Source organism: Streptomyces sp. NPDC032721 (genome assembly GCF_055579625.1).
This window is the reverse complement of sequence record NZ_JBVIMX010000025.1, coordinates 13,555-29,689: the sequence shown is the minus strand read 5'-3', so window position 1 is coordinate 29,689 and position 16,135 is coordinate 13,555. Positions and strand designations below refer to the sequence as shown.

Annotated in this window: 11 protein-coding genes and 1 pseudogene; 7 read left to right on the top strand and 5 right to left on the bottom strand. The window is 70.8% G+C overall.

The annotated features are described in order from the left end of the window. The first annotated feature begins 5 nt into the window (after nt 1-5). Nucleotides 6-1,469 carry a type VII secretion integral membrane protein EccD gene (eccD, locus tag ACZ5PB_RS37270; protein WP_468697612.1) on the top strand — a complete coding sequence of 488 codons (1,464 nt, stop codon included), beginning with the start codon at nt 6-8 and terminating at the stop codon, nt 1,467-1,469. A gap of 15 nt (nt 1,470-1,484) precedes the next feature. Here eccD and ACZ5PB_RS37265 read toward each other — a convergent pair whose 3' ends face one another. Together ACZ5PB_RS37265 and ACZ5PB_RS37260 are read right to left on the bottom strand one after the other, a co-directional pair. After that, nucleotides 1,485-2,129 (bottom strand): hypothetical protein, encoded by a 645-nt coding sequence (locus ACZ5PB_RS37265; RefSeq protein WP_468697610.1) that lies wholly within the window; start codon nt 2,127-2,129, stop codon nt 1,485-1,487. Between the two features lie 153 nt (nt 2,130-2,282). Further along, a pseudogene (locus ACZ5PB_RS37260) lies at nt 2,283-2,633 on the bottom strand (type VII secretion protein EccE); the annotation flags it as partial. A gap of 453 nt (nt 2,634-3,086) precedes the next feature. Between ACZ5PB_RS37260 and eccB the strand changes: the two are divergent. The 6 genes from eccB to ACZ5PB_RS37230 all read left to right on the top strand — a co-directional run bounded on the left by eccB (nt 3,087) and on the right by ACZ5PB_RS37230 (nt 8,409). Next, a complete protein-coding gene (gene eccB / locus ACZ5PB_RS37255) occupies nt 3,087-4,628 on the top strand; it encodes a type VII secretion protein EccB (RefSeq protein ID WP_468697490.1) in 1,542 nt (513 codons plus the stop codon). A gap of 14 nt (nt 4,629-4,642) precedes the next feature. Beyond that, on the top strand, nt 4,643-5,923 hold the full coding sequence (gene mycP / locus ACZ5PB_RS37250; RefSeq protein WP_468697489.1) for a type VII secretion-associated serine protease mycosin: 1,281 nt from the start codon (nt 4,643-4,645) through the stop codon (nt 5,921-5,923). 117 nt (nt 5,924-6,040) lie between these two features. Further along, entirely contained in the window at nt 6,041-6,439 is a 399-nt protein-coding gene (locus ACZ5PB_RS37245; protein WP_468697488.1) for a hypothetical protein, read from the top strand. After that, nucleotides 6,436-7,707, top strand: a complete 1,272-nt coding sequence (locus tag ACZ5PB_RS37240; protein WP_468697487.1) for a WXG100 family type VII secretion target — start codon at nt 6,436-6,438, stop codon at nt 7,705-7,707. Before ACZ5PB_RS37245 ends, ACZ5PB_RS37240 begins: the two co-directional genes overlap by 4 nt. A gap of 13 nt (nt 7,708-7,720) precedes the next feature. Further along, nucleotides 7,721-8,086: a WXG100 family type VII secretion target gene (locus ACZ5PB_RS37235; protein WP_468697486.1), complete on the top strand. Its 366-nt coding sequence runs from the start codon at nt 7,721-7,723 to the stop codon at nt 8,084-8,086. 23 nt (nt 8,087-8,109) lie between these two features. After that, nucleotides 8,110-8,409 (top strand): WXG100 family type VII secretion target, encoded by a 300-nt coding sequence (locus ACZ5PB_RS37230; RefSeq protein WP_468697485.1) that lies wholly within the window; start codon nt 8,110-8,112, stop codon nt 8,407-8,409. Nucleotides 8,410-8,483: 74 nt separating this feature from the next. On the opposite strand, the gene ACZ5PB_RS37225 is transcribed toward ACZ5PB_RS37230, so the two are convergent. From ACZ5PB_RS37225 to eccCa, 3 genes are all read right to left on the bottom strand, one after another. After that, entirely contained in the window at nt 8,484-9,071 is a 588-nt protein-coding gene (locus ACZ5PB_RS37225) for a hypothetical protein (RefSeq protein WP_468697484.1), read from the bottom strand. Beyond that, nucleotides 9,058-11,346, bottom strand: a complete 2,289-nt coding sequence (locus ACZ5PB_RS37220) for a hypothetical protein (RefSeq protein WP_468697482.1) — start codon at nt 11,344-11,346, stop codon at nt 9,058-9,060. Before ACZ5PB_RS37220 ends, ACZ5PB_RS37225 begins: the two co-directional genes overlap by 14 nt. A 580-nt stretch (nt 11,347-11,926) precedes the next feature. Then, nucleotides 11,927-16,006 carry a type VII secretion protein EccCa gene (eccCa, locus tag ACZ5PB_RS37215; RefSeq protein ID WP_468697481.1) on the bottom strand — a complete coding sequence of 1,360 codons (4,080 nt, stop codon included), beginning with the start codon at nt 16,004-16,006 and terminating at the stop codon, nt 11,927-11,929. Nucleotides 16,007-16,135: the final 129 nt, after the last annotated feature.

Below are 16,135 nucleotides of genomic sequence, written 5' to 3'. Positions count from 1 at the left end.
CCGCGATCACCACCGCCGCGAACGGCACCGGCTTCTGCCGGGTCACCGTCGTCGCCCCCGACGGCCGCGTCGACGTGGCCCTCCCCGACGACCTCCCCGTCGCCGACCTGCACCCCGAGATACTCCGGCTCTCCGGCCAGAGCCCCACCGCGAGCGCCCCCGTCGGCTACCACCTGGTCCGCCGCGACGGCACCGTCCTCGACAGCGCCCGCACCCTCGCCGCCCAGCGCGTACTGGACGGCGAACTCCTCTCGCTGCGCCCCTTCTCGCAGTCACTCCCGCCGGCCGTCTTCGACGACGTCTCCGACGCCGTGGCCACCGCCGTCGCCGCCGACCGCACCCTGTGGAACGACCGCCTGATGCGCGGCGCCGGACTCCTCGGCGGCGCCGTCCTCCTGGTCCTCCTCGCGTTCGTCCTGTGGAACGCCGACCCCCGCCACGACATGCACGGCCTGCCCGGCATCCTGGCCGCCGTCACCGGCACCCTGCTGCTCGCCCTCGCCTGCGTACGGGCCCGGGTGTACGACGACCGGGCCTCGGCCGTCGCCCTCGGCACGGGCGCCCTGGTGCACGCCGCCGTCGCCGGAGCCGGACTGCTGCCGTTCGCCGCGGGACAGACGGGGACCGGACGCCTCCAGTTCCTGCTCGCCTGCGCGGCCGTGCTGGTCTCGGCGGTGATCCTGGTGATCGTCTCCCCGTACGGCGACGGCCCGTTCGTCGCCTTCGCCGTCGCCTCCGCACTCGGCCTGCTGGCCACCTTCGTCGCGATCCTCACCGACCTGAAGCCCGTCGAGGCGGCCGCGATGCTGCCGCCGCTCGCGGTCGGCGGACTGGCCTTCCTGCCCGGCCTCTCCACCCGCTTCGCCCGCCTCCCGGTCGGCTTCGAACCGCCCCGCACCACCGTCGGCGACTACAGCACCGGCGCCGAACCCGCCCCGCAGGGCCCCGTCGACGCCGACCGCATCACCGCCCAGGCCCGCCGGGGCCACGAACTGCTCCTCGGCCTGGTCGGCGGCTTCTCCCTCACCACCGCCGGCGCGGCGGCCGTACTCGGCTTCTCCGGCGACACCTGGGCCCAGGCCCTCGCCCTCACCACCGGGCTCGCCATGCTGATGCGCGCCCACCTCTTCCGCTACACCGCCCAGGTCTCCTGCGCCCTGGCGGCAGGACTCGGCGCGCTGGTACTGCTCGGCCTGGGCCTGTGCCTGAACCCGCCGCGCACCCTGCTCGTGGAGGCGCTCGCGGGCGACTCCAGCGGGCTCGACCTCCGTACGGTGTGGCTGGCGGCGGCGATCGGGGCGGTGGCGACGGTACTCACGGCGACGGGCCTGGTGGTCTCCAGCAAGGGCGTCACCCCGTTCTGGGGCCGCTTCCTGGAGATCGCGGAGACGTGCGTACTGCTGACGCTGCTGCCGCTGTGCCTGGCGGTCTTCGACGTGTACCACTCGATCAGGGCGCTGACGTCCTAGGAGCGGTGCGGGGGCTCAGTCCATCCGCCGCGCGGGCCCGAACAGCGCGCTCTCGGGCCCGGTCGCGGCCGTGGTCACCCACTGCCGCTCCGGGCCCGCGCACCACAGCGTGACCCCGTCCCCGAGCTCCGGCAGCGCCTCGGTCTCCTCCGGCGACAGCCGCAGCAGCTGCCCCAACTGCCGTGCCTCGTCCGGCGACACCCGCTGTACGCCGACGAGCCCCGCGCCCCGTACGAGGCCCGGCGCCACCGCGCTCAGATACGGCAGCAGCGTGAGCACCGTCTGCCACGGCGCGGCCGCCACCCGCCCGCGCGGCGGCCGCATCCCGCAGTCCCGCACCACCAGCACCGGCCGCCCCACCGCGGCCCCGAGCGCCGGCACCCGCCCCACCTCGAACAGCTCCACCCCGCGTACCTCCGCCCACGCCTGCGCCCGCGCCGTCTCGACCGCCACCCGGACACCTGCACCGGCCTCCGCCGCGCGCAGCGCCAGCAGGCGTGCCGTCCACACCCCGCCGATCAGCAGGACGTCGTACGGTTCGGGCCGGTGCACCCCGAGCAGCAGCGGCTGCCCCGCCGGGTCGGCCCCGACGAACACCCCGTCCCCGCCGACGGGAACATCCGGCAGCACCCGCGGACCCCGCGCCGTCCCGCGTTGCACGGTGAGGCCGAGCGTGGCCGTCCGTCCCGGCAGTGCGGCAGGCAGGGCAGGTGCGCGGTCGCGCGGGCCGCGCACCACGTAGGAGGAGTACTGCTGGTCGTCGCAACCCGCCGCGGCCAGCGCCGAGTCGAGGCCCTCCTGGTCCAGTACCGAGGCCCGCGAGCCCGCCCCCACGAGCCGGCTCGCCAGGTGGTCGGCCGCCCGGACCAGACACCGCTGCGCCCCACCGAGCCCGCCCCCGCGCGCGGCCACCGCAGCGGGGCAGAGCCCGGGTTCCAGGCGCAGCACCACCCAGGTCAGCCGCACCGCGGGAGCACCTGTTGGGCCGCCGCCCCGTACCTGCTGGACGAGCTGTGCGGAGGCGAGCGCGATCCCGTCCACGTCGAGGGCGTCGGCCAGCAACGACAGGGGCAACTCCGCTGCGCCGCTCGCCGGTTGGAGCCCCGTACCGCCGCCGAGGTCGACCCGTACGACGGCGCTGAGGAACGTCCCGTCGCCCACCATCCCGACGACCCGGCGCATGCGGTCCTCGTACGGGTACGGGGTGAGCCCGGAGAGCCCGGAGAGCCCTTGCCGGGCAGAAGCGGAATCCCGCCGGAGCGCCCGCCGAAGCCGAAGTCGCCCCCGGCCCCCGCGCCGCCCCAACGCCACGAACGACAGCCCCACGGCCGCCGCCCCGGCAGCGGCCGCGACCCACGGCGCACCGCACGCCACCCCCGCCACCGCCCCGGCCGCCGCCAGCTCGCCGATCACCAGCGGGCCCGCCAACTCCCGTGCAACCAAAGTCCTGTTGGGCCGGAATACCCATGTCCCCATCGTCGCCCGCCTCCCGCGACCGTAACCACCGCAGTCGTGCGGGAGTTGACCGAGCGTTCACCCTATCCGAGCAGTGAGTGACGGATTCCCTGCGCGGAGTGACGGGTGGACAGGGGGTGGCGAGGGGGCGGAAGGGGTCCGATGGCATCACGACGAGACGAACTCAATGCGTACGCCTACGCGAAACGGAGGCTGGTCGCACAGTTCCTGCACCCCAGCCGGACCGGCTCCGAGGAAGCCGCACCGCGCCCGCTGCGTGCGGTACTGCCGGGGGTGCTCGTGGGGGTGGTGGTGCTGGCGGGCTTCGGGGTGTGGGGGATGTTCAAGCCCGCAGCACCGAACGGCTGGAAGGAGCCGTACGGAAACGTCATCGTGGCGAGCCAATCCACCACCCGCTACGTGGTGCTGACGACGAAGGGCGTGGACAAACTCCACCCGGTCCTCAACATGGCATCGGCCCGCCTCCTCGTCGACGTGGACGACCGGCGGAGCCAGATCATCAAGGTCGACGACACGGTCCTCGACCGCAGCGACCTCCGGCGCGGCCCCACCATCGGCATTCCGTACGCCCCCGACCGGGTGCCCGGCGCGACGGAGGTCGCCAAGCCGAAGCTCTGGGCGGCCTGCGAGCGCGCGGAAGTGGGCGGACGCGCGATCCGGACAACCGTGTTCGTGCTCGCGGGACAGGAACGGGACGAGCTCGACAACGCGTACCGGCTGCGGGGCGGGCAGTTGCTGTACGTGGAGAGCGCGGAGGAGGGGCACCAGCGGTACGTGGTGGACGCGAAGGGCACCAAGTACCCGATCGGCAGGGGCGATCAGGTCCTGCTCGCCCAGGTGGTCGGCGTGGGGCGGGTGCCGCAGCGGGTGTCGGGGGAGTGGCTGAAGACGCTGCACGAGGGGGACGAGATCGTCAGCCCGGTCGTACCGGAGAAGCCCGGTGGGCTCAGCCGCGTACCCGGCCTGCCGGCGGACGGGAACCGGGTGGGGTCGGTGCTCAGGGCGGACGGCCTGCACTTCCTCGTGCTGCGCGACCGGGTCGCCCGGGTGTCGCCCTTCATGGCGAGGCTGCTGCTCAACAGCAAGCAGCTGGCCCCCGTGGGTAAGGGGGGCAAGCCCGCCGAGGCCGCCCTCGTCTTCGACCCGCGCGCCGAATTCCGGCCGTACCCCCGTTGGCCCGAGCACGCGCCCGAACCCCTGGCGAGCAACTCCGCCCACTCCGGCAAGGGACACGGCGGCGCCGTGTGCAACGTCCTGCGCTCCGTGCGCGGCTCTCGCGGCACCACGACACTGAGCACCTGGGCCGCGCCGGACTTCCCCCGCCCGTTGCAGAGCGGAACCACTTCCGCGTACGTCACTCCCGGCTCCGGCCAGTTCTTCCGCCAGATCTCCGGTACGCAGACGGACACCGGGCCGTACTTCCTGGTCACGGACGCGGGGCTGCGCCACTCCCTCCAGGTCGGCGCCCACCCGGCGGCGGGCGACGCGGCCCACCGCGAGGGGCCGTACCCGACCGGGCCCGGCAAGGAGAAGGGGGATCCCCGCCAACCTCTCAAGACCGCACGGGAACTCCTCGGCTACCAAGAGGTCGAGGCCGCCCCGATCCCCTCGGCCTGGTCCTCGCTCGTGCCGATGGGCCCGCGTCTGTCGACGGGTGCGGCCGTACAGATGCAGGGCTCGTGAGGGGCGCGCCGCGCATGACATCGCCGTACCGCAGCGGACAACGACGTCTCCGCACCGGTCTCGCCCGGGCCACGGCGACGATCGCGCTCGCCACCCTCTGCGCCCCCGCCGCCCAGGCCAGGAACCAGGCGGCGGAATCCACCGACCCGGGCCCGTGCACCTTCACCGGCGAGCCGTACACGAGCAGGCCCTGGCCGCTCCAGCGCGTACTGCTCGACGAGGTCTGGCGACAGGCGCCAGGGAGGGGGAGGGACGTCAGGGTGGCGGTCATCGACACGGGCGTGGACGTCAGGCACCCACAGCTCAGGGAGGCGGTCGACGTATCCGCCGGGGCCAACTTCCTCCCGGGCACCGGCCCATCCGTCGGCCCCGCCGGAACCTCCGACTCCGTCGGCCACGGCACCAAGGTCGCGGGCATCATCGCCGCCCGCCCCCACCCCTCCACGGGCTTCGTGGGCCTGGCCCCCGCAGCCACGATCATCCCCATCGAACACAACGACGCGGAGGGCAACGGCACGCCCGAAAAGCTCGCGGCCGCGATCAAGCACGCGGTCGCGATGGACGCCGACATCATCAACATCTCCCAGGACACGGCGAAGTCGATCAGGCCAAGTCCCGCACTGGAGAGGGAGGTTCGAGCCGCCATCAACGCCAAGCGGATCGTCGTCGCCTCCGCCGGAAACAACGGAGCCGACGGCAAGCTCAGGGAGACCTACCCCGCGTCCTACGACGGCGTCCTGGCCGTGGCCGCCTCCGACCGCAACAACGAACGCGCCTACTTCTCCCAGCCGGGCCACTTCGTCGACATCGCGGCTCCCGGCACCGACATCGTCTCCACGGTCCCCGGCGGCGGTCACTGCACCGACAGCGGTACGAGTTTCGCCGCGCCGTACGTCGCCGGGATCGCCGCGCTCCTCAAGGAGAAGCACCCCCGCTGGAAGGGCCCGGAGATCGTCCGCCACCTCCAGCGCACCGCCGAACGAGCCACCCCCGGCCGCGACCCGTACGTCGGCTGGGGCGTCGCCGACCCGCTGCGCGCCCTCACGGACGACACGGCCCCGACCGCCGGACAACTCCCCGTGCCCGCCGAGCCCCCGACCCCGGACCCCACCTCCGCACGCACGGGCGAGACCGAGCAGGAACACGCCGCGCGCCTCGCCACGTACGTCCTCATCGGCAGCGGCGCGGCGGTGGCCCTGCTCACCGGAGCCGCGGTGGCGGTGCGCGACGCGAGGCGACGCGGACGTGCCACCACCCGCCGAACGGGTGTCGGAAGCCCGGCCCACGAAGGCTGATTCCTGGGCAACGAACCGCACTGACCAGCCACTTGACCGGTTGCCGCCCCCCAGTCCGATGGCACGCTCAACTGATCAGCAGCACTACTCGCAGGACCCCTGAACGAAAGGAATGCCGTGCCCGACGGAAGCGGCGGCAGCGACCTCGAACGCGGGGTGGGCGCACTCAAGCGGTTCCGCACCCGGGTGCACGCGATACTGGCCGACTTCGAGGACGGCGAAGCCGGTACGAGGAAGGTGGCGACCCACACCCTCGCCCGCGCGCACTTCGGCGCCCCCGCCACCCACTTCCCGGAGGCGGACGACCTGCACGCGCAGTACCGCCGCGTCCACTCCGGCCTGGTGACGCTCTCCCGCGGCCTTTCCGACCAGATCGAATACCTGAACATCGCGGTACACGGCGCGGAGATCGGCTTCGACAACCTGGAGGAGGACCAGCGCCGCCGCTTCTGGGCCATCCGCACCCGCATGCAGCAGGAACGCGACTCCGCCCCGGAACGGGGGACCAGCGGATGACCTCCCGTTTCGAGTCGCACGACCTCAACACCATGATCGACCTGGTCGAAGCCGGAAACCCGCAGGCCCTGGAGGGCGCGGGCCGCTCGCTGCTGGGCGTACGGGCAGCCTTCCACGCCGCGGCGAGGGAGTTGCGCGGTCACCTGGCCGGGGTGGAGTGGAAGGGCGAATCGGCCACGGAGTTCCGGAGGTTCGGCGTACGTCTGGCGGAGCACGCGGACGCGCTGGGGGAGTACGCGCACCGCGTGGGCCTGGAACTGAAGGAGGCCGGCGCGGGCCTCACCTCGGTACGCAACTCCCTCCCGCCCAAGGACGCATCGCCCGCCACGGGCGCGGTGCCCTCGGAGCCGCACCGCCAGGAGGCCATCAACCAGCTGAACCGACTGGCCTCGTACTACCGGATCTCCACCGACAAGCTGGCGGCCGAACCGCAGCCCACCTTCGAAGAGGACCTGAGGGCAGCGGTCCCGAGGCCGGCATACGGCACCGGCACGGGAAGCAGCCCCACCCCGGAACCCGGGCCACACGCACCCGGGTCACCTGCACCCGGGTCACCCGTACCCGGGCCGCCCGCGCCGGGGGAGCCCACACAGGGGGAGCCCTCCACCCTCCGCCACTCGACGACACCCAACACCCCACAACAAACCCCCGACCCAACCTCCTCACCTTCGCTACGCCCCACGCCCCAAGAGCCCCCCACCCCAGCCACACCGGCACCCCACGCCCACCCAACTCCCACGCACATGGAGCTCAACTCCATTGCCCCCCACCCCCAACAACCCACCCCCCAACCCCCACAGCCACTCCAACCACCACCCACAACACCCCACCCACCATCAGCTTTCACGGGAGTCCCACTGGCGGGCATCTCCGGCGGCATCCCACTGCCACCGCCCCCACCTCCCGTGACCGGTACACGGGGAACCCCGAGCCCCCAGGCCATGGCGACCGGATCGAGGGCGGTCAGCGGCAGCCCCCGCCCACCCCTCCTCCCCACCAGCCCGTACGGCGTGATGGGCGGAACACCCACCTCCACCCCCGCCTCGGCCACCTCCCGCCCCGGCACCTTCACCCAGGGCGGCGCAGGCCTGCTCCGCCCCGGCGCACCCCCGATGGCACCGCCACCCCCACAACGCGCCCCCACCCGCCCACCCCGCAACAACCCCCGGGCCACCACTTCCCCCCTGACGGAGGACGAGGAGACCTGGACCTCCGCCCAGCCCACCGCCGCCCCACCCGTCGTCACGCACACCACCCACCCGCACTGAGGAGGCACCGCACATGGCAGTCCAGAAGGTCAACGGAGTAGCGCTCGCGCAGCTACAGGTAGAGCTCACCGGCGGCTTCGAGAGCGTCAAGGGCCAGCTCAACCGCCTGCACGCCACGATCGACAGCCTCGAAGGCCAGTGGAAGGGCATCGGCGCGGGCGCGTTCAACACCAAGCAGGCCCAGATCAACAACAACATGGTCCGGATCGGCAAGCTCCTCCTGAAGTTCCAGGAGGCGATCGAGGCGGCCCGCACGATCTCCGGCAACACGGAGGACGAGGTGCTGGCAGCCATGAGGGGCATCGACGTGACCCCCGGCTACGCGGGCCCGTCGGCACCACCGGCCACCACACCCACCTCAAGTTTCAGCAGCTACTAACCAACCGGAACGGGACCCCTCGCATGTCTCACAACGACGGCACCATGCTGGTCACGTACGCAGCCCTGGACGACGCGTCCCGCACGATCAAGCGGCAGGCGGAAGCCCTGGACGAAAGCCTGCGCGCCATCAAGACCAAGATCGCCACCATCTCCGAACTCTGGGCCGGCGACGCCCGCGAGGCCTACAACACGGCCCAGGCCCAGTGGGACAACGAAGCCATGGCCATCCACACGTCCCTGCTCCAGATCTCCCGCGCGGTCCAGGAAGCGGCCCCGACCTACCAGGCAGGCGACAAGAAGGCCGCCCAGGGCTTCATGTAACCCACCCCCCCCAAGCCCCAACCCGGAGCGCCCCCAACCACATCGGCTGGGGGCGCTCCGGGTGTCTCAGGTCCTCAGTTGCACTCGTTCGATCCTGCGACTGCCTTGGCGTAGCCGGTGACGAGGCCCTTCATGGCGGACTCGTCGGGCGGTGCGGGATCGTTCGAGTAAACGATGACGAAGAGCTGCCCCTTCTCCCGTTTCCAGGGTGTCGAAGGGTGCCGGCATGCGACGCGGCTGACGCCTCCCCGCGCTGCGTAGGTATACGAGTCGTCCTCGGAGTAATGCTTGCCCAATTGGACGCCCATCGGAGCCGAGGCCACCTGCGCCACGTTGAACTTCCTCGGGTACCACTCCTTGATCATGGAGAGCACCTTGACCCCGTCGACGCGGACCCGGCAGAACGAATACCGCTCCGAGGTTCCCTTCTGCTTTTCCAGTTCCTGGGAGATGGCGTTGCCGGGAGGCAGGAGCGGTTCGACCGCTGCGGCAGGTACTGGCGTTCCGCACAAGGTGCTCGGTGTCGCATAGGACTTCGCTTCTTGCGGGCTGCAAGACGCGATGAGGGCCCCGCCGAGGGCCAACAGGGAGATTGCCGCTCTGCGTACTTTCCCGCACCCTGCGAAGGCCGATGAAGGTTCTTTCGATTCAACGCTGGACATTGGTTTCCAGATCCCTTGCCATTCGATAAGCGTTGGTGGAAGCGGCGTAGAAGCCTTCGTGCGTGCCGTCGCGAACTGCATCGGCCAGCATTCCGGGATCGGAAAAATGGTGCACCTTACCTGCGGCCACAGAAATTCCCTGTCCGAACTCGGTGCTGAAATTCTTCCGCGCTTCCCAAGATTCTCCGGCGTCGACAAAAGCCTCCTTGGCCTTCTCCGCCTCGGCTTGCTGGGCAACGTATTCAATGGCCATGTTGCCCAGGGTGGTTGCCGCTCCACCCGCGACCGCACCAAGTGCCGGAGTTCCGATGAAGCTGACGCCGACACCCACTCCTGCTCCAGCCAGTCCAGCCCAGCTGTTCTTCCCCTGGCTCACCGCGTTGATGAAGTCCTTGTCGTCTTCCGAAGCCTTCGTCAGTACGGCCTCTTGGTTGCCGATGGCCAAAGCTCCGCCGATCTCACCCGCTCTGAGAGCGATGCTCCCGAAGGTTTCCTCGATGGGGTGCGGATACCGCTGATCAGCGGGAAGGCTCGGGTTGAGGTGGTAGTCCATCAGGCTCGCCATGTACGCCCTGTGCCCGAACTGCATCGCGGTATTTCCGTCGGGAGTTTGCCCCATGGCCACCAGGAATCGCATGAGTTTGGCTTGCGTCATGTCGGCCTGTGCACCGGCAAGCGGAAACAGCTTTTCCGTATTGCCGTAGTGGTCGGCGCCGGCCAAAGTCCGGTTGATGTCCGGAAAGTAATCCCCTGTGATACGCCCAAGGTTGTCGCCCAAATACTTGCGATGCGTGAGCCGTTCCTCGTTCTCGGCGACCGCCGTCACAATGGCCGACATCACCTTCGCCTGTTCCGCAGTGTGCGGAGCCGAGCCCGGACCCGGCGGCTCGCCCGCCATACGTCCCGTCGCCGCCGCCTCCAACGCACTGGCCATGAACTCCGGCCCCGCGAAACTCTCCTCCCCATTCGGATGATGCGTAACCGGCCAGTCCCGCTCACTGAACAAGTAGTCGAAGTTGCTCAGCCCCTTCTTCCCCTTGTCCTCGTCCTCCGGATCATTGAAGAACTCGTGGTCCTCCTTCTCCGTCACGAAAGACCCGTTGAAGAAACTCGTCGCCGCGTCCGGACTCTTCGACAACGCCTGCATGAACCCCGTCATAGGGTCATGCCCCGCATCCGTAGTACTCCGGTTCAGCACCAGCGAGTCATCCCAGATGTCCTCCGCCGAAGCCCGCCCGTTCTCCCTCAACTCCTTCTCGACCCGGATCAGTTCGGACCCGTAACTCTTCAGGAACTCGTTGTCGAACTGCCCCCACCGCATCAGATTGCTCATCACCTGGAAGCCCTTCGCCTCCCGCCGCCCCGCCGAGATCGACTCGTCCCCCAGATCGACCATGCTCCGCTCCCACGCCCGCATCTGCGGACTGTCGGACCGCGTCGCCTCCGCCAGCGTCAGCCCCAGGTACTTCTGCAACTCCGCGTCCTTCTGGAACCTCGCGTTGTCCGCCCAGAAGTCCAACGTCCCCCGCGCCCCCACCCGCTCCGCGAACCGTTCCGCGAACAACGGATCCGACGCGTACCTCTTCAACCCGGCCTTGAGCGCGTCGAGTTCCCCCTGCGTGAGGTCGAGGCCCTTGCGCTTCATCACGGCAGCCATCGCATCCGCCTGCCGCAACGCCTCCGCCGCCGTATCGCGGTCCCGGTACGAGGACGCGGACACGAAACCGAGCTCCGCCTGGGCCACGAGGGTCCGCAGCACCCGGTCCGCCGTCGTGTCGCTCTCCGCGGCAGCGTTGAGGATCCGCTGGATCTCGTCCCGCAGCGCGCCGATGTCCTTCGCGGACTGCTTCGCCCGCTGCGCCTCGGCGGCCCGGGCGGCCTCTCCCGTCTCCCCGGCCTTGCACGGTGCGTCCGCCCTCACCACGAACCCGCCCCCGGCGACCCCGACCACCATCAACTGCTTCGCCCGGCCCCGCTCGATGGCCCGGTTCAACTCGTCACGGTGCTTGACCAGTTCGCCGCGGGTGTCCCGCAGGATGTTGTGGATGCTGGTGGCCTGGGCGACCGCGTCCGTGAACTCCCCAGCGGTCTTCGTGACGAACGCCCGCGAGACCCTCGCGTTCTCCCCGCCCCAGCGGGCACGTTCGGCCTTCGCGCACATGCCGTCGCGCGCCTCCTTCGCGAGGGTCCTCAACTGGGCGACGGTCCGGGACCAGTCACGTACCGCCTCGTCCAACGATGCGAAGTTCCCGTGGCGCAGGGTCTCCAGCTTCATCAGCGCGCCCCAGAACTTCCCGACGGCTCCGGCCGCCCTGACGGCCCGGACCCTGACGGCCCTGGCCCTGGCCCTGACGGACCCGACCGCTCCGACCTCTCGTCAAAGCTCGTCTCCAACTGCTTGATCCTGCTCACCGCCCGCTGCACGGCATGCTCGTCCTCCTGGTGCACCTTCCTGGTGACCTGCACATGCCGTGAAATCAGCGCGCACGCTTCCACCAGCGAACGCACCTGCTGCCCCCACCGCTCCTGCACCCGCTGCAGCCCGCCCCCGAGCTCGAACCCCTGCCCCTTCAGATCGCCCGCCGCCCTCGTACTCGCGGCGACCGGCCCACGCCCCTCCCGCCCCAACCGCTCGGACAGTACGAACGCGTCCTTCGCCACGGCCGACAGATCCCGGTCATTGGTGGCCAGCACCCCCTGACCACCCGCGCCCCCAGCCCCCACCGGCGACCCCACCAACTGATTGAGCTGCATCCCCCCACCAGCCCCGGCCCGCCTCTCCGCCGCCTCGCCCTTCAACTTCTCCCACTCGTCCCAACCCACCAGCAGCCCTCAGCCTTCTCCCGAACCCGCGCTCAAACCCGATCAGCACCCGCATCCGCACCCACACCCGCACCCGCGTCCCCCTCCCCAACCCACCCCGTCTGCACCAACGAGCTCCCCCGCCTCCGCGACACCAGCACTCCCCGCCCCGCCGGCATCACCCGAGGCCGCACCCCACCGAACACATCCCCCTCGTTCGGATCACCGGACAGCACCACCCCCTGCGCCCCCAGCTCCACCATCCGCTGTACGAAGGGCTCGTACGCCGCCCTGCTCGCGCCCGCCGTGTTCCGCGCCAGCACGAACCGCACGCCCACGTCCCGCGCGAACGGCAGCAGCTCCGTCAGCGGCGACAGCGGATTGCCGCTCGACGTCGACACCAGGTCGTAGTCGTCGACCAGCACGAACACCGTCGGCCCCTGCCACCAGCTCCGCTCCCGCAACTCCCGCGCCGTCACATCGGCCGCAGGGACCCGCCGCCGCATCAGCTCGGCCAGCGCCTCCACGTGGTGGTCCATGGCGTGCGACATGGGCACGTACTCCGCGAGGTGCGAGGGCGGAGTCACGTCCAGCAGCCCCCGCCGGTTGTCGATCACGAAGAACTTGCACGCCTCGCCCGCGTACCGCTCGCTCAACTGCCGGATCAGCAACCGCAGCAGATTCGTCTTCCCGGACTCGCTCTCCCCGAAGACCAGGAAGAACGGATCCCGCTCGAAGTCCACGAACACCGGCTCCAACCGGTCCTCGTCGAGCCCGAACGCCACCCCCTCACCCGGCCGCGAACCCCCGCCCGGCAGCTCCCGTACCGCCAACTCCCGTGGCAGCAACCGCACCTGAGGCGCCCGCGCGACACCCTCCCAGCGCGCCGACACCTCCCGTACCAGCGCCGCAGTCGCCTCTGCGAGACCGTCGCCCGACCCCACCCCGTCAGTGCGCGGCACCGCCCCCATGAAGTGCAGCTTCTCGGGAGTCAGACCGCGCCCCGGCACCCCGGAGGGCACCTGCGCGGCCACCCGCCGGTCCAGCTCCGAGTCCATGACGTCACCGAGCCGCAGTTCGAGCCGGTTCATCAGGAGGTCCTTGAGCTGTGCACGCACCTCCATCGAACGCGAGGCGGTCAGGACGACGTGGACGCCGTAACCCAGCCCGCGCGCCGCGATGTCGACGACGGCGGACTCCAGCCCCTCGTACTCCGTACGGAAGCCGCCCCACCCGTCGATCACCAGGAAGACATCGCCCCACGGCTGCTCGTCCGCCGGGATCGCAGCGCTCGCACGCATCGTCCGGTACGTGGCCACGGAGTCGACGCCCGCCGACCGGAAGTACTCCTCCCGCCCGGCCAGCACCCCGTACACCTCGGCGACCGTACGACGCACCCGCTCGGGATCCAGCCGCGAGGCGACCGAGCCCACGTGCGGCAGCCCGGCGAGCGCCGACAGCCCGCCACCGCCGAAGTCCAGCCCGAAGAACTGCACCTCCTGCGGCGAATGCGTCAGCGCGAAGGCGGCCACGAGCGTCCGCAGCAGCGTCGACTTGCCCGACTGCGGACCGCCGACGATCTGCATGTGCCCGGCGGCCCCCGAGAAGTCCCGCCACAGGGTGTCCCGCCGCTGCTCGTACGGCTTGTCGATCACCCCGAGCGGTACGGAAAGCCGCCCGGCCCCCGCCACGCCATCCGCCTCCGCCGCGACCAACTCGTCCAATGCCGGGGGACTGTCCAGTGGCGGCAACCACACCCGGTGCGCATCCGGCCCCTGCCCCTCCAGCCGCCGCACGATGACATCGAGCACGGAATCGGCCAACGCCTCGTCCTCGGCAACCCGCGCCCCGGGCACCACATCCGGCACAGGCACCGGAGCCACATCAGCCCCCGCCGCCACATCCACCACATCCACCAAATCCGCCACATCCGGCACATCCGGCACCGGCACCCGCCCCGCCGTGAACAACATCGGCCGCCGACCCCCCACCCCCACCGACCCCACCGGCTCCCGCCGCACCTCCGCCCCCCGGTACGGCCCCGACACGTACGCCGCCTTGAAGCGCACCATGTCGTCCGTCCCGTACTTCAGATAGCCGGACCCCGGCACGTTCGGCAGCTGGTACGCATCCGGAACCCCGAGCGCGGCCCGCGACTCCGCCGCCGAGAAGGTCCGCAGTCCCACCCGGTACGACAGATACGTCTCCAGCCCCCGCAGCCGCCCCTCCTCCAACCGCTGTGAGGCGAGCAGCAGATGCACCCCCAACGACCGCCCGATCCGCCCGATCTGCACGAACATCTCGATGAAGTCCGGCATCGCGGTCAGCAGCTCGCTGAACTCGTCGATCACCAGCACGAGCGAGGGCACCGGCCGCAACGGCACCCCACCGGCCCCCACGGCACCCGCCAGCCGAGCCCGCTCGTAGTCGTGCACGTTCGCGTAGTTGCCCGCGTCCCGCAGCAACTCCTGGCGGCGGTTCAGCTCACCCCTGATCGAGTCACCCATCCGGTCGACCAGCGACAAGTCGTCCGCCAGATTGGTGATGACCGCCGCCACATGCGGCAACTGCGCCATCCCGGCAAAGGTCGCCCCGCCCTTGAAGTCCGCCAGGACGAAGTTCAAGGTCTCCGACGAGTGCGTGACGGCCAGCCCCAGCACCAGCGTCCGCAGCAGCTCCGACTTCCCCGACCCGGTGGCTCCGACACACAGCCCGTGCGGCCCCATTCCCTCCTGCGCCGCCTCCTTCAGGTCCAGGAGTACGGGTGCACCGTCCTCGCCCACCCCGATCGGCACCCGCAACCGGTCCGCCCGGGGCCGCGCCCGCCAGGTCCTGCCCACCTCGACGGCATCCGCGTCCCCCAGCTCCAGCAGCTCCGTGAAGTCCAGCTCCGAAAGCAGCGGTTCCCCGGCGGCATCCGCCCCCGAAGCCACCCCGAGCGGCGCCAACTGCCGGGCAAGCCCCTCCGCACACTCCCTGCTCAGCCGGTCGGGCATCCCCTCGAAGGCCGCCCCGTGCCCCGACTCCAGCAACAGCACTTCATCCCGTACGACGACGGAGAGCCCGCCCCTCGCACCCTCGCCCAGCTCACCCGGCACGACCTCCACCACGGTCACCCCCTGGAGCCCGTCGGCGGAGGCGAGCACGGACCCGCCGGGCACGCTCACCCCGTCGAGCACCACCACCACCTGCGGCCGATCGGCCAGTGCAGGCCCGTCCGCCCGAAACCGGGGACGGTCGGCCAGCACCCCACCCAACAGCCCCTCCAACTCCACGACCCCACCCGCGAACAGCCGTGGACTCCCCACCCCGTCCGCCTCACCCGCCCCCTGCGCATGCGGCAGCCACTTCACCCACTCCCACTCCGCCGCACTCCGCTCACCGGCGGCCACGGCGACCACCAGATCGGCGGGGGAGTGCAACGCGACCAAGGACCCCACCACAGCCCGAGCCACATCCCGCACCCCACCGCTCCCACTTCCACTCCCACTCACCACCAAGTGGTAGAACGCCCGCAACGAAACAGCGATCGGCAGATCATCAACGGTGCTGTGCGTAGCCAGGAACTGGCGCAGCGCCCCCGCCGCCAACGGCTCCAGCTCCTCCACCGGCGCGGTCTCGGGCGCCACCAGGGGAGTCACCAGCCCCTGACTCCCCAGCCCCACCCGTACCTGGGCGAAGTCCGGATCGGCCGGCCGCCGCTCCCACACCCGACTGCCCTCGGCGACCAGCGCCCACAACTGCTCGGGCGAAGGGTGCAGGTAGTACTGCACGTCCCGCTGCCGCCGCGCGGTCCTCAGCACACCCCGGCGCACCTGCGCCAAATGCGTCAGATAGTCCCGCCGCAGATCGGCCAACTGCCCCTGCGCACCCCGCCGGTGCCGTACGAACATCGCGACGGCCATGGCAGCGGTGGAAACCACCATCAACCCGCCCATCACAAGCATGATCGGGTGCTTCCCCATGAAGAGGAAGACCACTGACCCACCCATCCCGAGCATCGGCAGGAGCTGCATCAGCACGCCCTCCTGCTGCCCCCGAGGCAACTCCGGAGGCGGCAGAAGAACCACTTCATCCCCACCAAAACCAGGCGGCACATCCCGAGCCGGACGCTTGACGACGATCTGCCCCACGATCCCCAATTCCCCTACCGAACAGTCGTGTTACCCCCAAACCCCAACGATCCGGGCCCACCGCCGACGGATCCTACTGCCCCACCCCACCCCTCCCACACCACCCCAAACCCCCGCACCCCCCACCCC